Annotated in this window: 12 protein-coding genes; 8 read left to right on the top strand and 4 right to left on the bottom strand. The window is 71.1% G+C overall.

Annotated elements, in window-relative coordinates; genetic code table 11:
- Positions 1-20: 20 nt before the first annotated feature.
- Complete coding sequence (locus ACWFR1_RS27050; protein ID WP_453555435.1) at positions 21-965, bottom strand: CAP domain-containing protein; 945 nt, start codon at positions 963-965, stop codon at positions 21-23.
- Positions 966-1,167: 202 nt separating this feature from the next.
- On the opposite strand from ACWFR1_RS27050, the gene ACWFR1_RS27045 reads away from it, so the two are divergent.
- The 4 genes from ACWFR1_RS27045 to ACWFR1_RS27030 all read left to right on the top strand — a co-directional run bounded on the left by ACWFR1_RS27045 (position 1,168) and on the right by ACWFR1_RS27030 (position 7,581).
- Positions 1,168-1,449: an acylphosphatase gene (locus ACWFR1_RS27045; protein WP_453555433.1), complete on the top strand. Its 282-nt coding sequence runs from the start codon at positions 1,168-1,170 to the stop codon at positions 1,447-1,449.
- 387 nt (positions 1,450-1,836) lie between these two features.
- Positions 1,837-2,055 (top strand): hypothetical protein, encoded by a 219-nt coding sequence (locus ACWFR1_RS27040; protein ID WP_055641131.1) that lies wholly within the window; start codon positions 1,837-1,839, stop codon positions 2,053-2,055.
- 331 nt (positions 2,056-2,386) lie between these two features.
- Positions 2,387-5,965 carry a chromosome segregation protein SMC gene (gene smc / locus ACWFR1_RS27035; protein ID WP_453555431.1) on the top strand — a complete coding sequence of 1,193 codons (3,579 nt, stop codon included), beginning with the start codon at positions 2,387-2,389 and terminating at the stop codon, positions 5,963-5,965.
- Positions 5,966-6,147: 182 nt separating this feature from the next.
- Entirely contained in the window at positions 6,148-7,581 is a 1,434-nt protein-coding gene (locus tag ACWFR1_RS27030; protein ID WP_453555429.1) for a sugar porter family MFS transporter, read from the top strand.
- Positions 7,582-7,695: 114 nt separating this feature from the next.
- On the opposite strand, the gene ACWFR1_RS27025 is transcribed toward ACWFR1_RS27030, so the two are convergent.
- Both ACWFR1_RS27025 and ACWFR1_RS27020 read right to left on the bottom strand, forming a co-directional pair.
- Entirely contained in the window at positions 7,696-8,664 is a 969-nt protein-coding gene (locus tag ACWFR1_RS27025; protein ID WP_453555427.1) for an LLM class flavin-dependent oxidoreductase, read from the bottom strand.
- 57 nt (positions 8,665-8,721) lie between these two features.
- The gene (locus tag ACWFR1_RS27020; RefSeq protein ID WP_453555425.1) at positions 8,722-10,191 is read right to left on the bottom strand and encodes a cytosine permease; all 1,470 of its coding nucleotides are present in this window, start codon (positions 10,189-10,191) and stop codon (positions 8,722-8,724) included.
- Positions 10,192-10,275: 84 nt separating this feature from the next.
- Here ACWFR1_RS27020 and ftsY point away from each other — a divergent pair, with 84 nt between their 5' ends.
- Entirely contained in the window at positions 10,276-11,502 is a 1,227-nt protein-coding gene (gene ftsY, locus ACWFR1_RS27015) for a signal recognition particle-docking protein FtsY (RefSeq protein WP_453555423.1), read from the top strand.
- A 67-nt stretch (positions 11,503-11,569) separates the two neighbouring features.
- Here ftsY and ACWFR1_RS27010 read toward each other — a convergent pair whose 3' ends face one another.
- Positions 11,570-12,223, bottom strand: coding sequence for a bifunctional DNA primase/polymerase (locus ACWFR1_RS27010; RefSeq protein ID WP_453555421.1), 654 nt, complete (start codon positions 12,221-12,223; stop codon positions 11,570-11,572).
- Positions 12,224-12,650: 427 nt separating this feature from the next.
- Between ACWFR1_RS27010 and nsdA the strand changes: the two genes are divergently transcribed.
- The 3 genes from nsdA (at position 12,651) to ACWFR1_RS26995 (ending at position 16,197) form a co-directional block, all read left to right on the top strand.
- Complete coding sequence (gene nsdA, locus ACWFR1_RS27005) at positions 12,651-14,126, top strand: transcriptional repressor NsdA (RefSeq protein WP_453555489.1); 1,476 nt, start codon at positions 12,651-12,653, stop codon at positions 14,124-14,126.
- 389 nt (positions 14,127-14,515) lie between these two features.
- Positions 14,516-15,862: an ammonium transporter gene (locus ACWFR1_RS27000; protein WP_453555419.1), complete on the top strand. Its 1,347-nt coding sequence runs from the start codon at positions 14,516-14,518 to the stop codon at positions 15,860-15,862.
- Positions 15,859-16,197, top strand: a complete 339-nt coding sequence (locus ACWFR1_RS26995) for a P-II family nitrogen regulator (protein WP_015036464.1) — start codon at positions 15,859-15,861, stop codon at positions 16,195-16,197. The genes ACWFR1_RS27000 and ACWFR1_RS26995 overlap by 4 nt, the downstream gene beginning before the upstream one ends.
- Positions 16,198-16,216 lie beyond the last annotated feature (19 nt).

Below are 16,216 nucleotides of genomic sequence, written 5' to 3'. Positions count from 1 at the left end.
CTTTCGCTCGGTCGAACGGCTCAGCGGCCGAAGTCCTGGGTCCACCAGGGGCCGCCGTCACCGAAGTGCACGCCGACGCCCAGCGTCGTGAAGTCGCAGTTCAATATGTTGGCGCGGTGGCCGTCGCTGTTCATCCAGGAGTCCATCACGGCCGCCGCGTCCGCCTGGCCGCGCGCGATGTTCTCGCCGCCCAGGCCCGTGACGCCCGCCTGCTCCGCGCGCGCCCACGGCGTGTCCCCGTCCGGGTCCGTGTGGTCGAAGAAGTCGCGCTGCGCCATGTCCGTACTGAAGGCGCCGGCCAGCGCCGCGAGCTGCGCATCCGCGCGGACCGGGGTGCAGCCCACCTTGGCGCGCTCGACGTTGACCAGCCGGAGGACCTCCGCCTCGGCGGCCTCGTCGCGGTCGGCCGTGGAGGGGGCGGCCGAGGTCTCGACCGGCGCCTCGGTCGTCGGATCCGGCTTCGGCGCGACCGGCCGCGTCGTGGGCGCGACCGGGACCTTCGTGGCCACGGGCCTGGTGCTGCTCGCGGCCTTCGACGGGGTCGGCTTCGGGCTCGGCTTCGCGGAGGTGGACGGGGCCGCCGAGGGCGAGGCGGACTTGCTCGCGCTCGCGCTCGGGCGCGCACTCGGGCTCGTACCCGCCGTGCCGCTGCCGGTGCCGCCCGACGACTCGCCGCCGGCGGGCGTCTGGGTCGTCCCGCCCTGCGTCGTCAGTTCCGGGGCCTGCCGGGACTGGACCTGGCGCTCACCCGTACCGGCGTTCCCGGCGGTGAAGGTGTCACCGCCGGGCAGCAGGCCCGAGGCGACGGCCATGGCTCCCACCGCCACCGCCGCGGATGCGCCGAGGAGTCCGGTGCGCACGGGGGTGATCCGCCGCTTGCGGCGGCCACCCCGGTGCCGGCTGTCCGTACCGGCCGCGTAGTCTTCAGCGGCGGGTGCGGCGCCGGAGCGACGGTGGCGTCCCATCTGCTGCCTGCCTTCCTCTACGGAGCTCCGCCGTTCGCTGCGGATCTTTGCTGGCGTTTGCTGATCTTTGCTGTCGGCACGGATCGGGCCGACTGTCGAATGGCGCGCGCCCGAACGGGTGAGTCGCGTTCCGTCGGGACTGTACGCGATGAGGCGTCGGGGCGACGTGCTCATCGGGCAATCCGCCGGTTAGCGTGCAGCCATGAGTGACGACGTACGGATGACCGCCTGGGTGCGCGGCCGGGTACAGGGAGTGGGCTTCCGCTGGTTCACCAGGGCAAACGCACTGGAGATCGGCGGCCTCGCGGGCTTCGCCCTGAACCTCGACGACGGCCGGGTCCAGGTGGTGGCCGAGGGGCCGAGTGAGAATTGCCACCGTCTTCTCGACTGGCTCCGCACGGGCGACACGCCCGGTCGTGTGGACGGAGTGACGGAGATATGGGGCACACCGCGCGGAGGCTACGAGGGCTTCGCGATCCGCTGACATTCGCGGCGGCGACCCCTCTTCGGTGACCGGGAGGGGCGCCGGAAGGACGCACGGTAACGGGGGCGCGGCGGGAGAACTGCCTGGTGGTTGCCAAGAAGTGCGCGCCGTGGAAGGCTACCCATGAAGGATGATCGCCACGCCCCGAGGTGCCGGGTCGAGAGGTGCCGTCGCGTGCTGAGCGACCGCCCACTCCCCGGTCGCCCCTTCAAACGGGGCGTGATCGTGTTGACCGTCAAACTTTTTGGTGAGACGCTGGAATCCCCGCGCACCTTAGCTGTTTGGCAGTAAAGAACCGGCACGACGCACTGCCGAGCACCGCGGGTGCGAATCCCTCACGACCCACACCGCAATCGGTCGGTCACTCAGTGTGGAGGACCATCCATCATGGCAAAGGCGCTTCTCGGTTACGTCGGCGGCTCCGACCCGCGACTCCTCGCCGAGATGCGACGGCTTCAGCAGCGTGTCCAGGACCTGGAATCCGAGCTGGTACGGATCCAGTCCGAGAACGACACGCTCGCGGCTGCCGCCGCTCAGCACCAGGGAGAGTCGCTGCTCGACAGCATCGACCTCGACGTACCCCAGGCGGAGCCTGCGCTCACCTGACAACCCAGCCCCCAGGGGCCAGGTGGGAAACACTCCGTCCGGCACCGCCGGCCGGGAGTCGCATCGGTGTATCCGATCGTGACGACACCGGCGTAGCCGACTGTGACACTCACCGGCGTAGCCGACTGTGACACTCACCGGCGTAGCCGACTGTGACACTCACCGGCATAGCCGGACTAGTACACAGGATATGCAAGGGGCGCTTCGGCGTCCCTTCTTTCTTTCACCCGCCGTTTCCCCCTCGGCCCGCCACAGGCCCACCCCTCCTCACCCGATGATCTGCCCTGCACCTTCGCGAGTGAAACGCGCGGGCCCCGGTAGAGTCCCCGGGGTGCACCTCAAGGCCCTGACCCTCCGCGGATTCAAGTCGTTCGCCTCGGCCACGACCCTGCGGTTCGAACCCGGAATCACCTGTGTCGTGGGTCCCAACGGATCGGGCAAGTCCAATGTCGTGGACGCCCTGTCCTGGGTCATGGGCGAGCAGGGCGCCAAGTCGTTGCGCGGCGGCAAGATGGAGGACGTCATCTTCGCCGGCACGACCGGGCGCCCTCCGCTCGGCCGTGCCGAGGTCTCGCTGACCATCGACAACTCCGACGGCGCGCTGCCCATCGACTACGCCGAGGTCACCATCACCCGGATCATGTTCCGGGGCGGCAGCAGCGAGTACCAGATCAACGGCGACACCTGCCGGCTGCTCGACATCCAGGACCTGCTCTCCGACTCCGGCATCGGGCGCGAGATGCACGTCATCGTCGGACAGGGACAGCTCGACTCCGTCCTGCACGCCGACCCGATGGGCCGCCGCGCCTTCATCGAGGAGGCCTCCGGCGTCCTCAAACACCGCAAGCGGAAAGAGAAGGCGCTGCGGAAGCTGGACGCGATGCAGGCCAACCTCGCGCGCGTGCAGGACCTCACCGACGAACTGCGCCGCCAGCTCAAGCCCCTCGGCCGGCAGGCCGCCGTCGCCCGCCGTGCCGTCGTCATCCAGGCCGACCTCCGTGACGCCCGCCTCCGGCTCCTCGCCGACGACCTCGTCCACCTCCAGCGGGCACTCACCGCGGAGGTGGCCGACGAGGCGGCCCTCCTCGCCCGCAAGGAGGCCACCGAGACCGAGCTGCGTGCCGCGCTCGCCCGCGAGGCGGAACTCGAAGCGGACGTCCGCGCCCTCGCGCCCCGGCTCGAACGCGCCCAGCAGAGCTGGTACGCACTGTCGCAGCTCGCCGAACGGATCCGCGGCACGATCTCCCTCGCCGACGCGCGCGTGAAGAGCGCCGACGACGCCCCCGCCGAGGAGCGGCGCGGCCGCGACCCCGAGGACCTGGAGCGGGAGGCCGCCCGCGTCCGCGAGCAGGAGGCCGAGCTCGAAGCCGCCCTGGAGGCCGCCGAGCGTGCCCTGGAGGACACCGTCGCCCACCGCGCGGAACTCGAACGCGCGCTGACGGCCGAGGAGCGCCGCCTCAAGGACGCGGCCCGGGCCATCGCCGACCGCCGCGAGGGCCTGGCCCGCCTCCACGGCCAGGTCAACGCGGCCCGCTCGCGCGCCGCCGCCGCCCAGGCCGAGATCGACCGGCTGGCCGCCGCCCGAGACGAGGCGGCGGAGCGGGCGGTCGCCGCCCAGGAGGAGTACGAGCAGCTCACCGCCGAGGTCGAGGGCCTCGACGCCGCGGACGGCGAACACGGTGAGCGGTACGAGGCGGCCCGCCGCGAACGGGCCGAGGCGGAGGCCGCGCTGAGCGCCGCCCGCGACGCGCTCGGCGCCGCCGAACGGGCCAGGGCCGCGACCCGGGCCCGCCACGACACCCTCGCCCTCGGCCTGCGCCGCAAGGACGGAACGGGCGCCCTGCTCTCCGCCGGCGTCACCGGACTGCTCGGACCGGCCGCCGAACTCCTCACCGTCACCCCGGGATACGAGATCCCCGTCGCCGCCGCCCTCGGTGCCGCCGCCGACGCGGTCGCCGCCACCGGACCGGCCGCCGCCGTCGAGGCTCTCCGCCTCCTCCGCAAGCAGGACGCGGGCCGCGCCTCCCTCCTCCTGACCGGCGCCCCGGAACCGACCCCCGGCCCCGCCGTCGAAGGCTCCCCGAGCGCCGCCGACCTGGTGCGCGGCCCCGTCGAACTCCTGCCCGCCGTCCGCCGCCTGCTCGCCGGGGTGGTCGTCGTCGACGGCCTCGACGAGGCCGAGGAGCTGGTCCGGTCCCGTCCTGGCCTGACCGCCGTGACCGCCGAAGGGGACCTGCTCGGCGGGCACTTCGCGCACGGCGGCTCCGCCGGCGCGCCCAGCCTGCTCGAAGTCCAGGCCTCGGTGGCCGAAGCCGCCGCCGAGCTCGACGAACTGACCGTACGCTGCGAGGAGTTGACCACCGCTCAGCGCGAGGCCGACGAGCGCCGCCGTACCGCGGGAGCGCTCGTCGAGGAGCTCGACGCGACCCGCCGGGCCGCCGAGCGGGAGAAGTCGGCCGTCGCCAAGGAGCTGGGCCGGCTCGCCGGGCAGGCCAGGGGAGCGGCAGGGGAGGCCGAGCGGACCGCGGCGGCCGTCGCCCGCGCCCAGGACGCCCTGGAACAGGCCGTCGCCGAGGCGGAGGAGCTGGCCGAACGGCTCCTCGTCGCCCAGGAGGCCACCGCCTTCGGGGACGCGGAGGACGAGCCCGACACCTCCGTCCGCGACCGGCTCTCCATCGACGGCTCCAACGCGCGCCAGACCGAGATGGAGGCGCGGCTCCAGGTCCGTACCCATGAGGAACGGGTCAAGGGGCTCGCAGGGCGGGCCGACTCCCTCGACCGGGCCGCCCGCGCCGAACGCGAGGCACGCGCGCGTGCCGAGCAGCGCCGGGCCCGACTCCGGAACGAGCGGTGGGTCGCCGGCGCGGTCGCCGCCGGCGCGCGCGGGCTCCTGGCCCACGTCGAGGTCTCGCTCGTCCGCGCCGAACGGGAACGAGTGGCGGCCCAGGCGGCGAGGGCGGACCGTGAGCAGGGGCTCACGGCGGCCAGGACCCGAGGCCGGGACCTCACGTCGGAGCTCGACAAGCTGACCGACTCGGTCCACCGGGGCGAGGTGCTCGGCGCGGAGAAGCGGCTGCGGATCGAACAGCTGGAGACGAAGGCCCTGGAGGAGTTCGGGGTGGAGTCGGCCGCGCTGGTCGCCGAGTACGGCCCCGACCAGCCCGTACCCCCGTCGCCTTCCGCGGACGGCGAGGCCGTGGACAGCGAGGCCGTGGACGGGGAGGGGAACCCTGAGAACCCACAGGCCCGGCCGCGGCCCTTCGTCCGTTCGGAGCAGGAGAAGCGGCTCAAGGCCGCCGAACGGGCTTATCACCAGCTCGGCAAGGTCAATCCGCTGGCCCTGGAGGAGTTCGCGGCCCTGGAGGAGCGACACCGGTTCCTCTCCGAGCAGCTGGAGGACCTCAAGAAGACCCGGACCGACCTCCTTCAGGTGGTGAAGGAGGTCGACGTACGGGTCGAGCAGGTCTTCACGGAGGCGTACCGGGACACGGCCCGGGAGTTCGAGGGCGTCTTCTCGCGGCTCTTCCCCGGTGGCGACGGCCGGCTGATCCTCACCGACCCGGACAACATGCTCACGACCGGCGTCGACGTCGAGGCCCGCCCGCCGGGCAAGAAGGTCAAGCGGCTCTCGCTGCTCTCCGGCGGCGAGCGCTCGCTCACGGCCGTGGCGCTGCTCGTCTCGATCTTCAAGGCCAGGCCCAGCCCGTTCTACGTGATGGACGAGGTCGAGGCCGCGCTCGACGACACCAACCTCCAGCGGCTGATCCGGATCATGGAGGAGCTCCAGGAGTCCTCGCAGCTGATCGTGATCACGCACCAGAAGCGGACGATGGAGGTCGCGGACGCGCTGTACGGCGTGTCCATGCAGGGCGACGGCGTCTCGAAGGTGATCAGCCAGCGACTGCGCTGAGCGGGCTCGTGTTCAAGTCTTGAACATGCGAGGCTGAAGGATGCCTATAAAGTCATACGACATCGACTATTGACTTCGAAACATGAAGACATAGTCTCTGCAACGTTGCTTTTACCTTCACGTGGTGGGCGGCGTGAAGTTGTGCGCCACTGGAAGGGCTTTCCCCCCACCCAGGAGTCCATGTGACCAGTACCGCGCAGGCGCCCACGCCGCCGCCGTCCGAAGGCCGAGCGGCCCATCCTGACCACCTCGGCCACGTCATCTTCATCACGGCCTCGGCCGCGATGGGTGGCTTCCTCTTCGGCTACGACAGCTCCGTCATCAACGGCGCCGTCGAGGCGATCCGCGACCGCTACGACATCGGCTCCGGCACGCTCGCCCAGGTCATCGCCATCGCCCTGATCGGCTGCGCCATCGGCGCCGCGACCGCCGGCCGGATCGCCGACCGCATCGGCCGCATCCGCTGCATGCAGATCTCCGCGGTCCTCTTCGCCGTCAGCGCCGTCGGCTCCGCACTGCCCTTCGCCCTCTGGGACCTGGCCCTCTGGCGCGTCATCGGCGGCTTCGCCATCGGCATGGCCTCGGTCATCGGCCCCGCGTACATCGCCGAAGTCGCCCCCGCCGCGTACCGCGGCCGTCTCGGCTCCTTCCAGCAGGCCGCGATCGTCATCGGCATCGCCATCTCCCAGCTGGTCAACTACGGCATCCTCCAGCTCGCCGACGGCGACCAGCGCGGTGAGATCGGCGGCCTCGAGGCCTGGCAGTGGATGCTCGGCGTGATGGTCGTCCCCGCGCTCCTCTACGGCATGCTGTCCTTCGCCATCCCCGAGTCCCCGCGCTTCCTCATCTCCGTCGGCAAGACCGACCGGGCCAAGGAGGTCCTCGCCGAGGTCGAGGGGCACGGTGTCGACCTCGACGCGCGCGTCGAGGAGATCGACCGGGCCATGCGCAGCGAGCACAAGTCCACGTTCAGGGACCTGCTCGTCGCCGGCGGCCGCTTCAAGCTGCTGCCCATCGTCTGGGTCGGCATCGGACTCTCCGTCTTCCAGCAGCTCGTCGGCATCAACGTCGCCTTCTACTACTCCTCGACGCTGTGGCAGTCCGTCGGCATCGACCCGTCCAGCTCGTTCTTCTACTCGTTCACCACGTCGATCATCAACATCATCGGCACCGTGATCGCGATGGTCCTGGTCGACCGCGTCGGCCGCAAGCCGCTCGCCCTCGTCGGCTCCGTCGGCATGGCGATCGCCCTCGCCGTCGAGGCCTGGGCCTTCTCCGCCGACCTCGTCGACGGCAAGCTCCCCGAGACCCAGGGCGTCGTGGCGCTCGTCGCCGCCCACGTCTTCGTCCTCTTCTTCGCCCTCTCCTGGGGCGTCGTGGTCTGGGTCTTCCTCGGCGAGATGTTCCCCAACCGGATCCGCGCCGCCGCCCTCGGCGTCGCCGCCTCCGCCCAGTGGATCGCCAACTGGGCCATCACCGCGAGCTTCCCGTCCCTGGCGGACTGGAACCTCTCCGGCACCTACATGATCTACACGATCTTCGCCGTGCTCTCGATCCCCTTCGTGCTCAGGTACGTCAAGGAGACCAAGGGCAAGGCGTTGGAGGAGATGGGCTAACCCCCGCTGCCCCTCTCCTCACCCACGTACTGCCCCGGCCCGAGGCTCCGCGCCTTGAGTCGGGGCAGTACGCCGTCAGGCCGTGAGCTCAGGCCGTGATCTCACGCCTTGATCTCACGCCTTGAGCCGGGCCAGTACGTTGAAGAACAACGCCAGGCTCCGCCGGCCCTCCTCGACCGGCATCCCGCCGCACAGCGGGTGCAGCACCAGGCTCTCCAGGTCGAGCGCCACGCACTGGTCCGGGGTCACCACCCGGTAGACCCCCTCCGCGCGCAACTCCTCCACCGTCGTCGCCGTCGACCGCACCGCCGAGCGGATGTCCTTCGACTGCCAGGAGGCGTACGTCCGCGCCTCGTGCAGGAAGTGCTCGCCGTACTCCGCCCAGGTCCGGTCCGGATCCTCCGACAGGTGCAGCAGCGGCGTCTCCTCGGCCGGCATCATCGTCCAGCCCTCCGTGCCGTACTCGGCACACCGCTCCTGGTAGTACGCCTCCAGCTCCGGCAGGTGCGCGCTCGGGAAGAAGGGGAGCCCGAGCCGGGCCGCCCGCCGTGCCGCGGCCCGCGACGAGCCGCCGACCAGCAGCATCGGGTGCGGCTGGGTGAGCGGTCGCGGGGTGATCCGTACCGTACGGCCCTGATACGTGAACGGCTCGCCCTTCCAGGCCGTCAGCAGGGTCTCCAGGAGCAGGTCCTGGAGCTTGCCGCGCCGGCCCCAGTCGACCCCGCGCTCCTCGTACTCCTCCGGCCGGTAGCCGATCCCCGCCACCGTCACCAGCCGGCCGCCGCTCAGCAGGTCCAGGACCGCGATGTCCTCCGCGAGGCGCAGCGGGTCGTGCAGCGGCCCGATGATCGCCGAGACCGTCACCGCGATGCGCTTCGTCGCCCCGAAGACCGCGCCCGCGAAGGCGAAGGGGGAGGGCAGCCAGTTGTTCGCGACGCCGTGGTGCTCCTCGGTCTGGACCGTGTCGACCCCGTGCGCGTCGGCGTAGGCGGCCATCTCGACGGCGGCCCGGTAGCGGGCCGCGAGGGAGACGGGGGTCGCCCGCGGGTCGACGAGGTTGAACCGTACGACTGTGAAGGGCATGGGAAGTCCCCCTCCGCTCGTGGGATCCGGCGAAGGGGGACGCTATCTGACGTGGTGTCAGATGGAAACAGTCGCGGTCTCGGTCCCGCGCACCTCGACGGGCTCCGCGGGAGCCTTCGGGGCGGTGCGCGGAAGCACGGCGTACAGCACGCCCGCCACCACGATCGTCGCCGCCCAGCCCAGGCCGTTCTCGCCGATCCACGACGAGGCCAGCGGGCCCGAGAACCAGTCGACCTTCGTGAAGAGCAGGCCCACGAGCAGCGCCACGGCCCAGGCCGTCATCGCCTGCCAGGCGAAGCCGCCCCGGTACCAGTAGGCACTGGTCCTGGTGGTGTCCATCAGGGCCACCGCGTCGTACGACGTCCGCCGCAGCATGTCCACGCCGAAGACGCCGATCCACGCCGAGAACGCCACGGCGAGCAGCGTGAGGAAGGAGATGAACGAACCGATGAAGCTGGTCGCCACCACCATCAGGAGGAAGCCGAAGACCAGGCTGATCACGGCGTTCACGCTGACCGCCGCCGCGCGCGACACCTTGATGCCCAGGGTCTGCGCGGTGAAGCCGGCCGAGTACATCGACATCGAGTTGATCAGCAGCATCCCGAGCAGTGCGATCACCAGGTACGGCACGGAGATCCACATCGGGAGCAGCTCGCCGATGAAGGAGACCGGGTCCTGCGCCGAGGCCAGGTCCGGAGTCGACACGGCCATGACCGCGCCCATCAGGACCATCGGCAGGACCACGATCCCGGCGCCGCCGACCGTCGAGCCGACCATCGCCTTCGAGGAGGCCGTACGGGGGAGGTAGCGGGTGAAGTCCGGGCCCGAGGGGACCCAGCTGATGCCGCCGGCCGCGATCGTGCCGATGCCCGCGATCATCATCGCCGTCGAGCCGGCCGGCTTGTCGAAGACCGCGGACCAGTCGGTGCTCGCCACCAGGTAGACCAGGACGAGGACGGAGAACGCGCCGAAGAGGTACGTGGACCACTTGCTGCACACCCGCAGCGCGTTGATCCCGAGACCCGACACCAGGAAGGTGCAGGTGACGAAGAGCAGCAGCGTCACCACGATGAGGAGCGTGTTCGACTTCACGCCGAAGAGCAGGTCGAGCACGGTCAGCACCGCGTAGGCGCCGGTCACCGCGTTGATGGTCTCCCAGCCCCAGCGGGCGACCCAGATCAGCGCGCCAGGAAAAAGGTTTCCGCGCTGGCCGAACACCGCCCGCGACAGCGCCATGCCCGGCGCCCCGCCGCGCTTCCCCGCGATGGAGATGAGGCCGACGATCCCGTACGAGAGCACGGGCGCGGCGATCGCCACGGTCAGGACCTGCCAGAAGTTCAGGCCGTTGAAGACGATCAGGCCGGCGCCCATCGTGAGCAGCAGCACACTGATGTTGGCCGCGACCCAGGTCGGGAAGAGCTCGCGGACCCGACCGGTCCGCTCGGCGTCGGGGACGGGCTCGAGACCACGGGTCTCCATCGTGCCGTCGTGCGTCGCGCCTGCGCCTTCGGAGGCGTCGTGGGGCATGGGGGTACTCCGTAAAGAGGTGGGGGAGCCATCCAGGGTACGTGCTCAGCCTTTGTGCCTCTCGTGGCCGATACTGGTGCCGTTATGGAACTCATCCTTGCTGTAGTCATCGCTCTGGTCGTCGCGGTCGCCGTGACGAGCGGGCTCGTGATCAGTGGCCGCAAGAAGAAGCAGCTGCCGCCGGCCGAGCCGCCGTCCACCACGCCGACCATCACCGCTCCGCCCGCCGAACCGCACGTCGGCGAGGAGGCGGAGACGCCGCGGGAGGAACCACGCCGCACGGTCGAGGAGGTCGAGCTCCCGACGGCCGAGGAGGCCGTCGCGACGCCCGCCGCCGTCGAGGACCCCCTCGTCAGCGCGCCCCCGGCGCCCGAGATCGAGGTCCCCGAGCCGACCGCGGGCCGTCTCGTACGGCTCCGGGCCCGGCTCGCCCGCTCCCAGAACTCGCTCGGCAAGGGGCTCCTGACGCTCCTGTCCCGCGAGCACCTCGACGAGGACACGTGGGAGGAGATCGAGGAGACGCTTCTCACGGCCGACGTCGGTGTCGCCCCCACGCAGGAGCTCGTCGAGCGGCTGCGCGAGCGGGTCAGGGTGCTCGGCACCCGCACCCCCGACGAGCTGCGCGGCCTGCTCCGAGAGGAGCTGATCGCCCTCCTCGGCCCCGACCTCGACCGCACGGTGCACACCGAGAGCCCCGCCGACGTACCGGGCGTGGTCATGGTCGTCGGCGTCAACGGCACCGGCAAGACCACCACCACCGGCAAGCTGGCCCGCGTCCTGGTCGCCGACGGCAAGTCCGTCGTCCTCGGCGCCGCGGACACCTTCCGTGCCGCCGCCGCCGACCAGCTCCAGACCTGGGGCGAGCGCGTCGGCGCCCGCACCGTGCGCGGACCCGAGGGCGGCGACCCGGCGTCGATCGCCTTCGACGCGGTCAAGGAGGGCATCGCCGAGGGCGCCGACGTCGTCCTCATCGACACCGCCGGCCGCCTCCACACCAAGACCGGCCTCATGGACGAGCTCGGCAAGGTCAAGCGCGTCGTCGAGAAGCACGGCCCGCTCGACGAGATCCTCCTCGTCCTCGACGCCACCACCGGCCAGAACGGCCTCATCCAGGCCCGTGTCTTCGCCGAGGTCGTCGACATCACCGGCATCGTCCTGACCAAGCTCGACGGCACCGCCAAGGGCGGCATCGTCGTCGCCGTCCAGCGCGAGCTGGGCGTCCCGGTCAAGCTGATCGGCCTGGGCGAGGGACCGGACGACCTGGCTCCGTTCGAGCCGGGCGCCTTCGTCGACGCCCTGATCGGCGACTGACCGACTCGTACGCGTACGTGAGGGCCCCCGCCGGTTTCCGGTGGGGGCCCTCACGTACGCACAGCGGCTAGAAGTGCGTCCGATGGCAGATGTACGCCAGCGTCCCGAGCAGCAGCCGCGCCTCCGGCGGCGCTCCCGCCGTGTCCAGGGTCGGCGGCCGCAGCCAGTGCACCGGTCCGAGCCCGCCCAGGTCCGACGGGGGAGCGGTGATGTGGGCGCCGGGACCCAGGCAGTGCAGGTCCAGATCGGCGTCGTCCCAGCCCATCCGGTACAGCAGCCGGGGCAGCTCGGCCGCCGCGCCCGGCGCCACGAAGAACCGCGCCCGGCCGGTCGGGGTCGCGCACACCGGGCCCAGCGGCAGCCCCATGCGCTCCAGGCGGACGAGCGCCCGCCGCCCCGCCGCCTCCGCGACCTCGATGACGTCGAAGGCCCGGCCCACCGGAAGCATCAGCGCCGCGCCCGGGTACTGAGCCCAGGCCTTCGTCGCGTCGTCGAGACCGGCTCCCGCCGGCACCGCTTCCGCGAAGGAGAGCGGATGCGCGCCCGGGGCCTCGCACGCCGGATCGCCGCAGGAGCACCGGCCGGACGCGGCCCGCGCTCCGGGGACCACGTCCCAGCCCCACAGTCCTGTGTACTCGGCCACCGCTGTGCACTCAGTGGTGCGCACGCGGCGGCGCGAGCCGGACCGCATCTCACGAATGCCGCCGATCGTGAAGCCCATGCCCCCTCCAACGGGTCGAACGCGCCGGTGGTTACGACCCGGAGCGTCGTCGTCACCTTTGGTCACGGTCCGTCGCCCCATGTGGCGTGCGGTCGTGGGCGGGGTGGTGCGGGCCATCGCGCGCGCCTCTCCACGCATCCGTCCGCCGACTCCGGTTCGTCGCATGTCAAGTGAATCGCGTCCGACGCGTGGCGAGTTCATTCGAAGGGGTGGCGAATGGTGGCGTTTCTTGAATCCCCCTCACGGCAGGGGTGATCGTAGGATTACTTTCGGTACTCGAACCCCGGGGCCGCTTGCGCGCGCGGGTATGCCGGAGGCAACCCGGTTTCCAGTTCGAAGGAGTGAGAACCCCGGACGGGCGGCCCTGTGAGGCGGCATTCTGATAGGGGTTCGCATGACAGGCAATCAGGTGGATGGGGGCGTTCCAGTGGGCGGCAACGGCGCAGACGGTACGACTGCCGGCAAGCGCCCGAACGAGCAGCTGGGCTCGTGGTTCGTGCGCAGCGGCTGGTCGAAGGGCGAACTGGCACGGCAGGTGAACCGCAGGGCGCGCCAGATGGGCGCGCACCACATCTCCACCGACACCTCGCGGGTCCGCCGCTGGCTCGACGGCGAACAGCCCCGCGAGCCGATCCCGCGGATCCTCTCCGAGCTGTTCTCCGAGCGCTTCGGCTCCGTCGTCGCCGTCGAGGACCTCGGCCTGCGCACCGCCCACCAGTCCCCGTCCGTCTCCGGCGTGGACCTGCCCTGGGCCGGACCGCAGACCATCGCCCTGCTCAGCGAGTTCTCCCGCAGCGACCTCATGCTCGCCCGGCGCGGCTTCCTCGGCTCCTCGCTCTCCCTCGCCGCGGGACCCGCCCTCATCGAGCCGATGCAGCGCTGGCTCGTTCCCACCCCGGTCACCGACATCGAGCGCCCCGAGTCCCTCGCCGAGAGCCGCCGCCCCAACCGGCTCTCCGACATCGAGCTCGACCTCCTCGAATCCACCACCGCCATGTTCCGCAAGTGGGACGCCCAGTGCGGCGGGGGACTGCGCCGCAAGGCCGTCGTCGGACAGCTCCACGAGGTCACCGACCTCCTCCAGGAGCACCAGCCCGCCGCCACCGCCAAACGCCTCTTCACCTGCGCCGCCGAACTCGCCGAGCTCGCCGGCTGGATGAGCTACGACGTGGGTCTCCAGCCCACCGCCCAGAAGTACTTCGTCCTCGCGCTGCACGCGGCCAAGGAGGCCGGGGACAAGCCCCTCGGCTCGTACATCCTGTCCTCCATGAGCCGCCAGATGATCCACCTCGGCCGGCCCGACGACGCCCTCGAACTCATCCACCTCGCCCAGTACGGCAGCCGCGACTGCGCCACCTCCCGCACCCAGGCCATGCTGTATGCGATGGAGGCCCGCGCCTACGCCAACATGGGCCAGCCCTCCAAGTGCAAGCGGGCCGTCAGGATGGCCGAGGACACCTTCGCCGACGTCGGTCTCGACGGCGAGCCCGAGCCCGACTGGATCGGCTTCTTCTCCGAGGCCGAACTCAACGGCGAGAACTCCCACTCCTACCGCGACCTCGCCTATGTCGCCGGCCGCTCCCCGACCTACGCCTCCCTCGCCGAACCGGTGATGGAGCGGGCCGTCGAGCTCTTCGAGAAGGACCCCGACCACCAGCGGTCGTACGCCCTCAACCTCATCGGCATGGCCACCGTCCACCTCCTCAAGCGCGAGCCCGAGCAGTCCGTCGTCCTCGCCGAGAAGGCCCTCGGCGTCGCCCGGAGCATCCGCTCCGAGCGCGTCAACACCCGGCTCCGCAAGACCGTCGACCACGCCGCCCGCACCTACAGCGACGTCGCCGAGGTCGTCCAGCTCACCGACCGGCTCACCCAGCTCCTGCCCGAGGCCGCCGAAGCGGTCTGACCCCTCCGGGAGCCCTCCCGGACCCTTCCCGGATCCCTCCGGGAGCCGTCCCAGGACCCGTCCCGGGACCCCTCAGGACCCCGGCCGCGCCGGACGTCCCGTACTGCCCGACTCGGCTCCCCCGCCGCAAGGTCACACGGACGCCCGACGCGGCCGGTTCTGCGTTCTTGCGCGCGATCCCGGGAGGGTACGCCCGTGACCCCGTCGTGATCCGGCCGTTCACGGCCGCGTAACACGCCCCACCCCTTCGTCACCGGTGCGAAACATCGAGCGGCATCGACGGAAACCGCGCTGCGCGAATCTCTGGCCCATAACCGGCCACGCCCCTCACGGCCGACCGCTCCCCGGCCCCGCCCCGCACAGGCCGCATTGACGACGAGGAGACGCCGATGGCACCAGCCATCACGACCCTGGCAGCAGACGCCCCCGAGCTGTCTGCCGCCAACACCGGGTTCATGCTCATCTGCTCCGCCCTGGTCATGCTGATGACCCCGGCTCTCGCCTTCTTCTACGGAGGCATGGTCCGCGTCAAGTCCACCCTCAACATGCTGATGATGAGCTTCATCAGCCTCGGGATCGTCACGATCCTCTGGGTGGTCTACGGCTTCAGCCTCGCCTTCGGCACCGACTCCGGATCGATCATCGGCTGGTCCTCCGACTACGTCGGCCTCAGCGGCATCGGTGTCACCGAGCTCTGGGACGGCTACACCATCCCGGTGTACGTCTTCGCCGTCTTCCAGCTGATGTTCGCGATCATCACCCCCGCGCTGATCAGCGGCGCCCTCGCCGACCGCGTCAAGTTCACGGCCTGGGCCCTCTTCATCACCCTCTGGGTCACCGTCGTCTACTTCCCCGTCGCCCACTGGGTCTGGGGCGCCGGCGGCTGGCTCTTCGAGCTGGGCGTCATCGACTTCGCCGGCGGCACCGCCGTCCACATCAACGCCGGTGCCGCGGCCCTCGGCGTGATCCTCGTCATCGGCAAGCGCGTCGGCTTCAAGAAGGACCCGATGCGCCCGCACAGCCTCCCGCTGGTCATGCTGGGCGCCGGTCTCCTCTGGTTCGGCTGGTTCGGCTTCAACGCCGGCTCCTGGCTCGGCAACGACGACGGCGTCGGCGCCGTGATGTTCGTCAACACCCAGGTCGCCACCGCCGCCGCCATGCTCGCCTGGCTCGGGTACGAGAAGATCCGCCACGGCTCCTTCACCACCCTCGGCGCCGCCTCCGGCGCCGTCGCCGGCCTCGTCGCCATCACCCCGGCGGGCGGCGCCGTCAGCCCGCTCGGCGCGATCGCCGTCGGCGCCATCGCCGGTCTCCTCTGCGCCATGGCCGTCGGCCTCAAGTACAAGTTCGGCTACGACGACTCCCTCGACGTCATCGGCGTCCACCTCGTCGGCGGTGTCATCGGCTCCCTCCTCGTCGGCCTCTTCGCCACCGGCGGCGTCCAGTCCGACGTCAAGGGCCTCTTCTACGGCGGCGGTCTCGACCAGCTCGGCAAGCAGGCCGTCGGAGTCTTCGCCGTCCTCGCCTACTCTCTGATCGCCTCCGCCGTCCTCGCCTTCGCCATCGACAAGACGATGGGGATGCGGGTCAGCGAGGACGACGAGGTCTCCGGTATCGACCAGGTCGAGCACGCCGAGACCGCGTACGACTTCAGCGGAGCCGGTGGCGGAGCGTCCTCGCGCTCCACCGCCGCCCCCGCCCCGGCCGTCACGGAGAACAAGAAGGTGGACGCATGAAGCTCATCACCGCGGTCGTCAAGCCGCACCGGCTCGACGAGATCAAGGAGGCCCTGCAGGCCTTCGGCGTCCACGGCCTCACCGTGACCGAGGCCAGCGGATACGGACGCCAGCGCGGCCACACCGAGGTCTACCGCGGCGCCGAGTACACCGTCGACCTCGTCCCCAAGATCCGCATCGAGGTCCTCGTCGAGGACGAGGACGCCGAACAGCTCATCGACGTCGTCGTGAAGGCCGCCCGAACCGGCAAGATCGGAGACGGCAAGGTGTGGAGCGTGCCGGTCGAGACCGCCGTACGGGTCCGCACCGGCGAACGCGGTCCGGACGCACTGTAAGCACACGAAGGAGCCGCCG

This window comes from Streptomyces sp. NPDC055103 (genome assembly GCF_053607625.1).
This window is presented reverse-complemented; position numbering and strand designations above follow the sequence as displayed.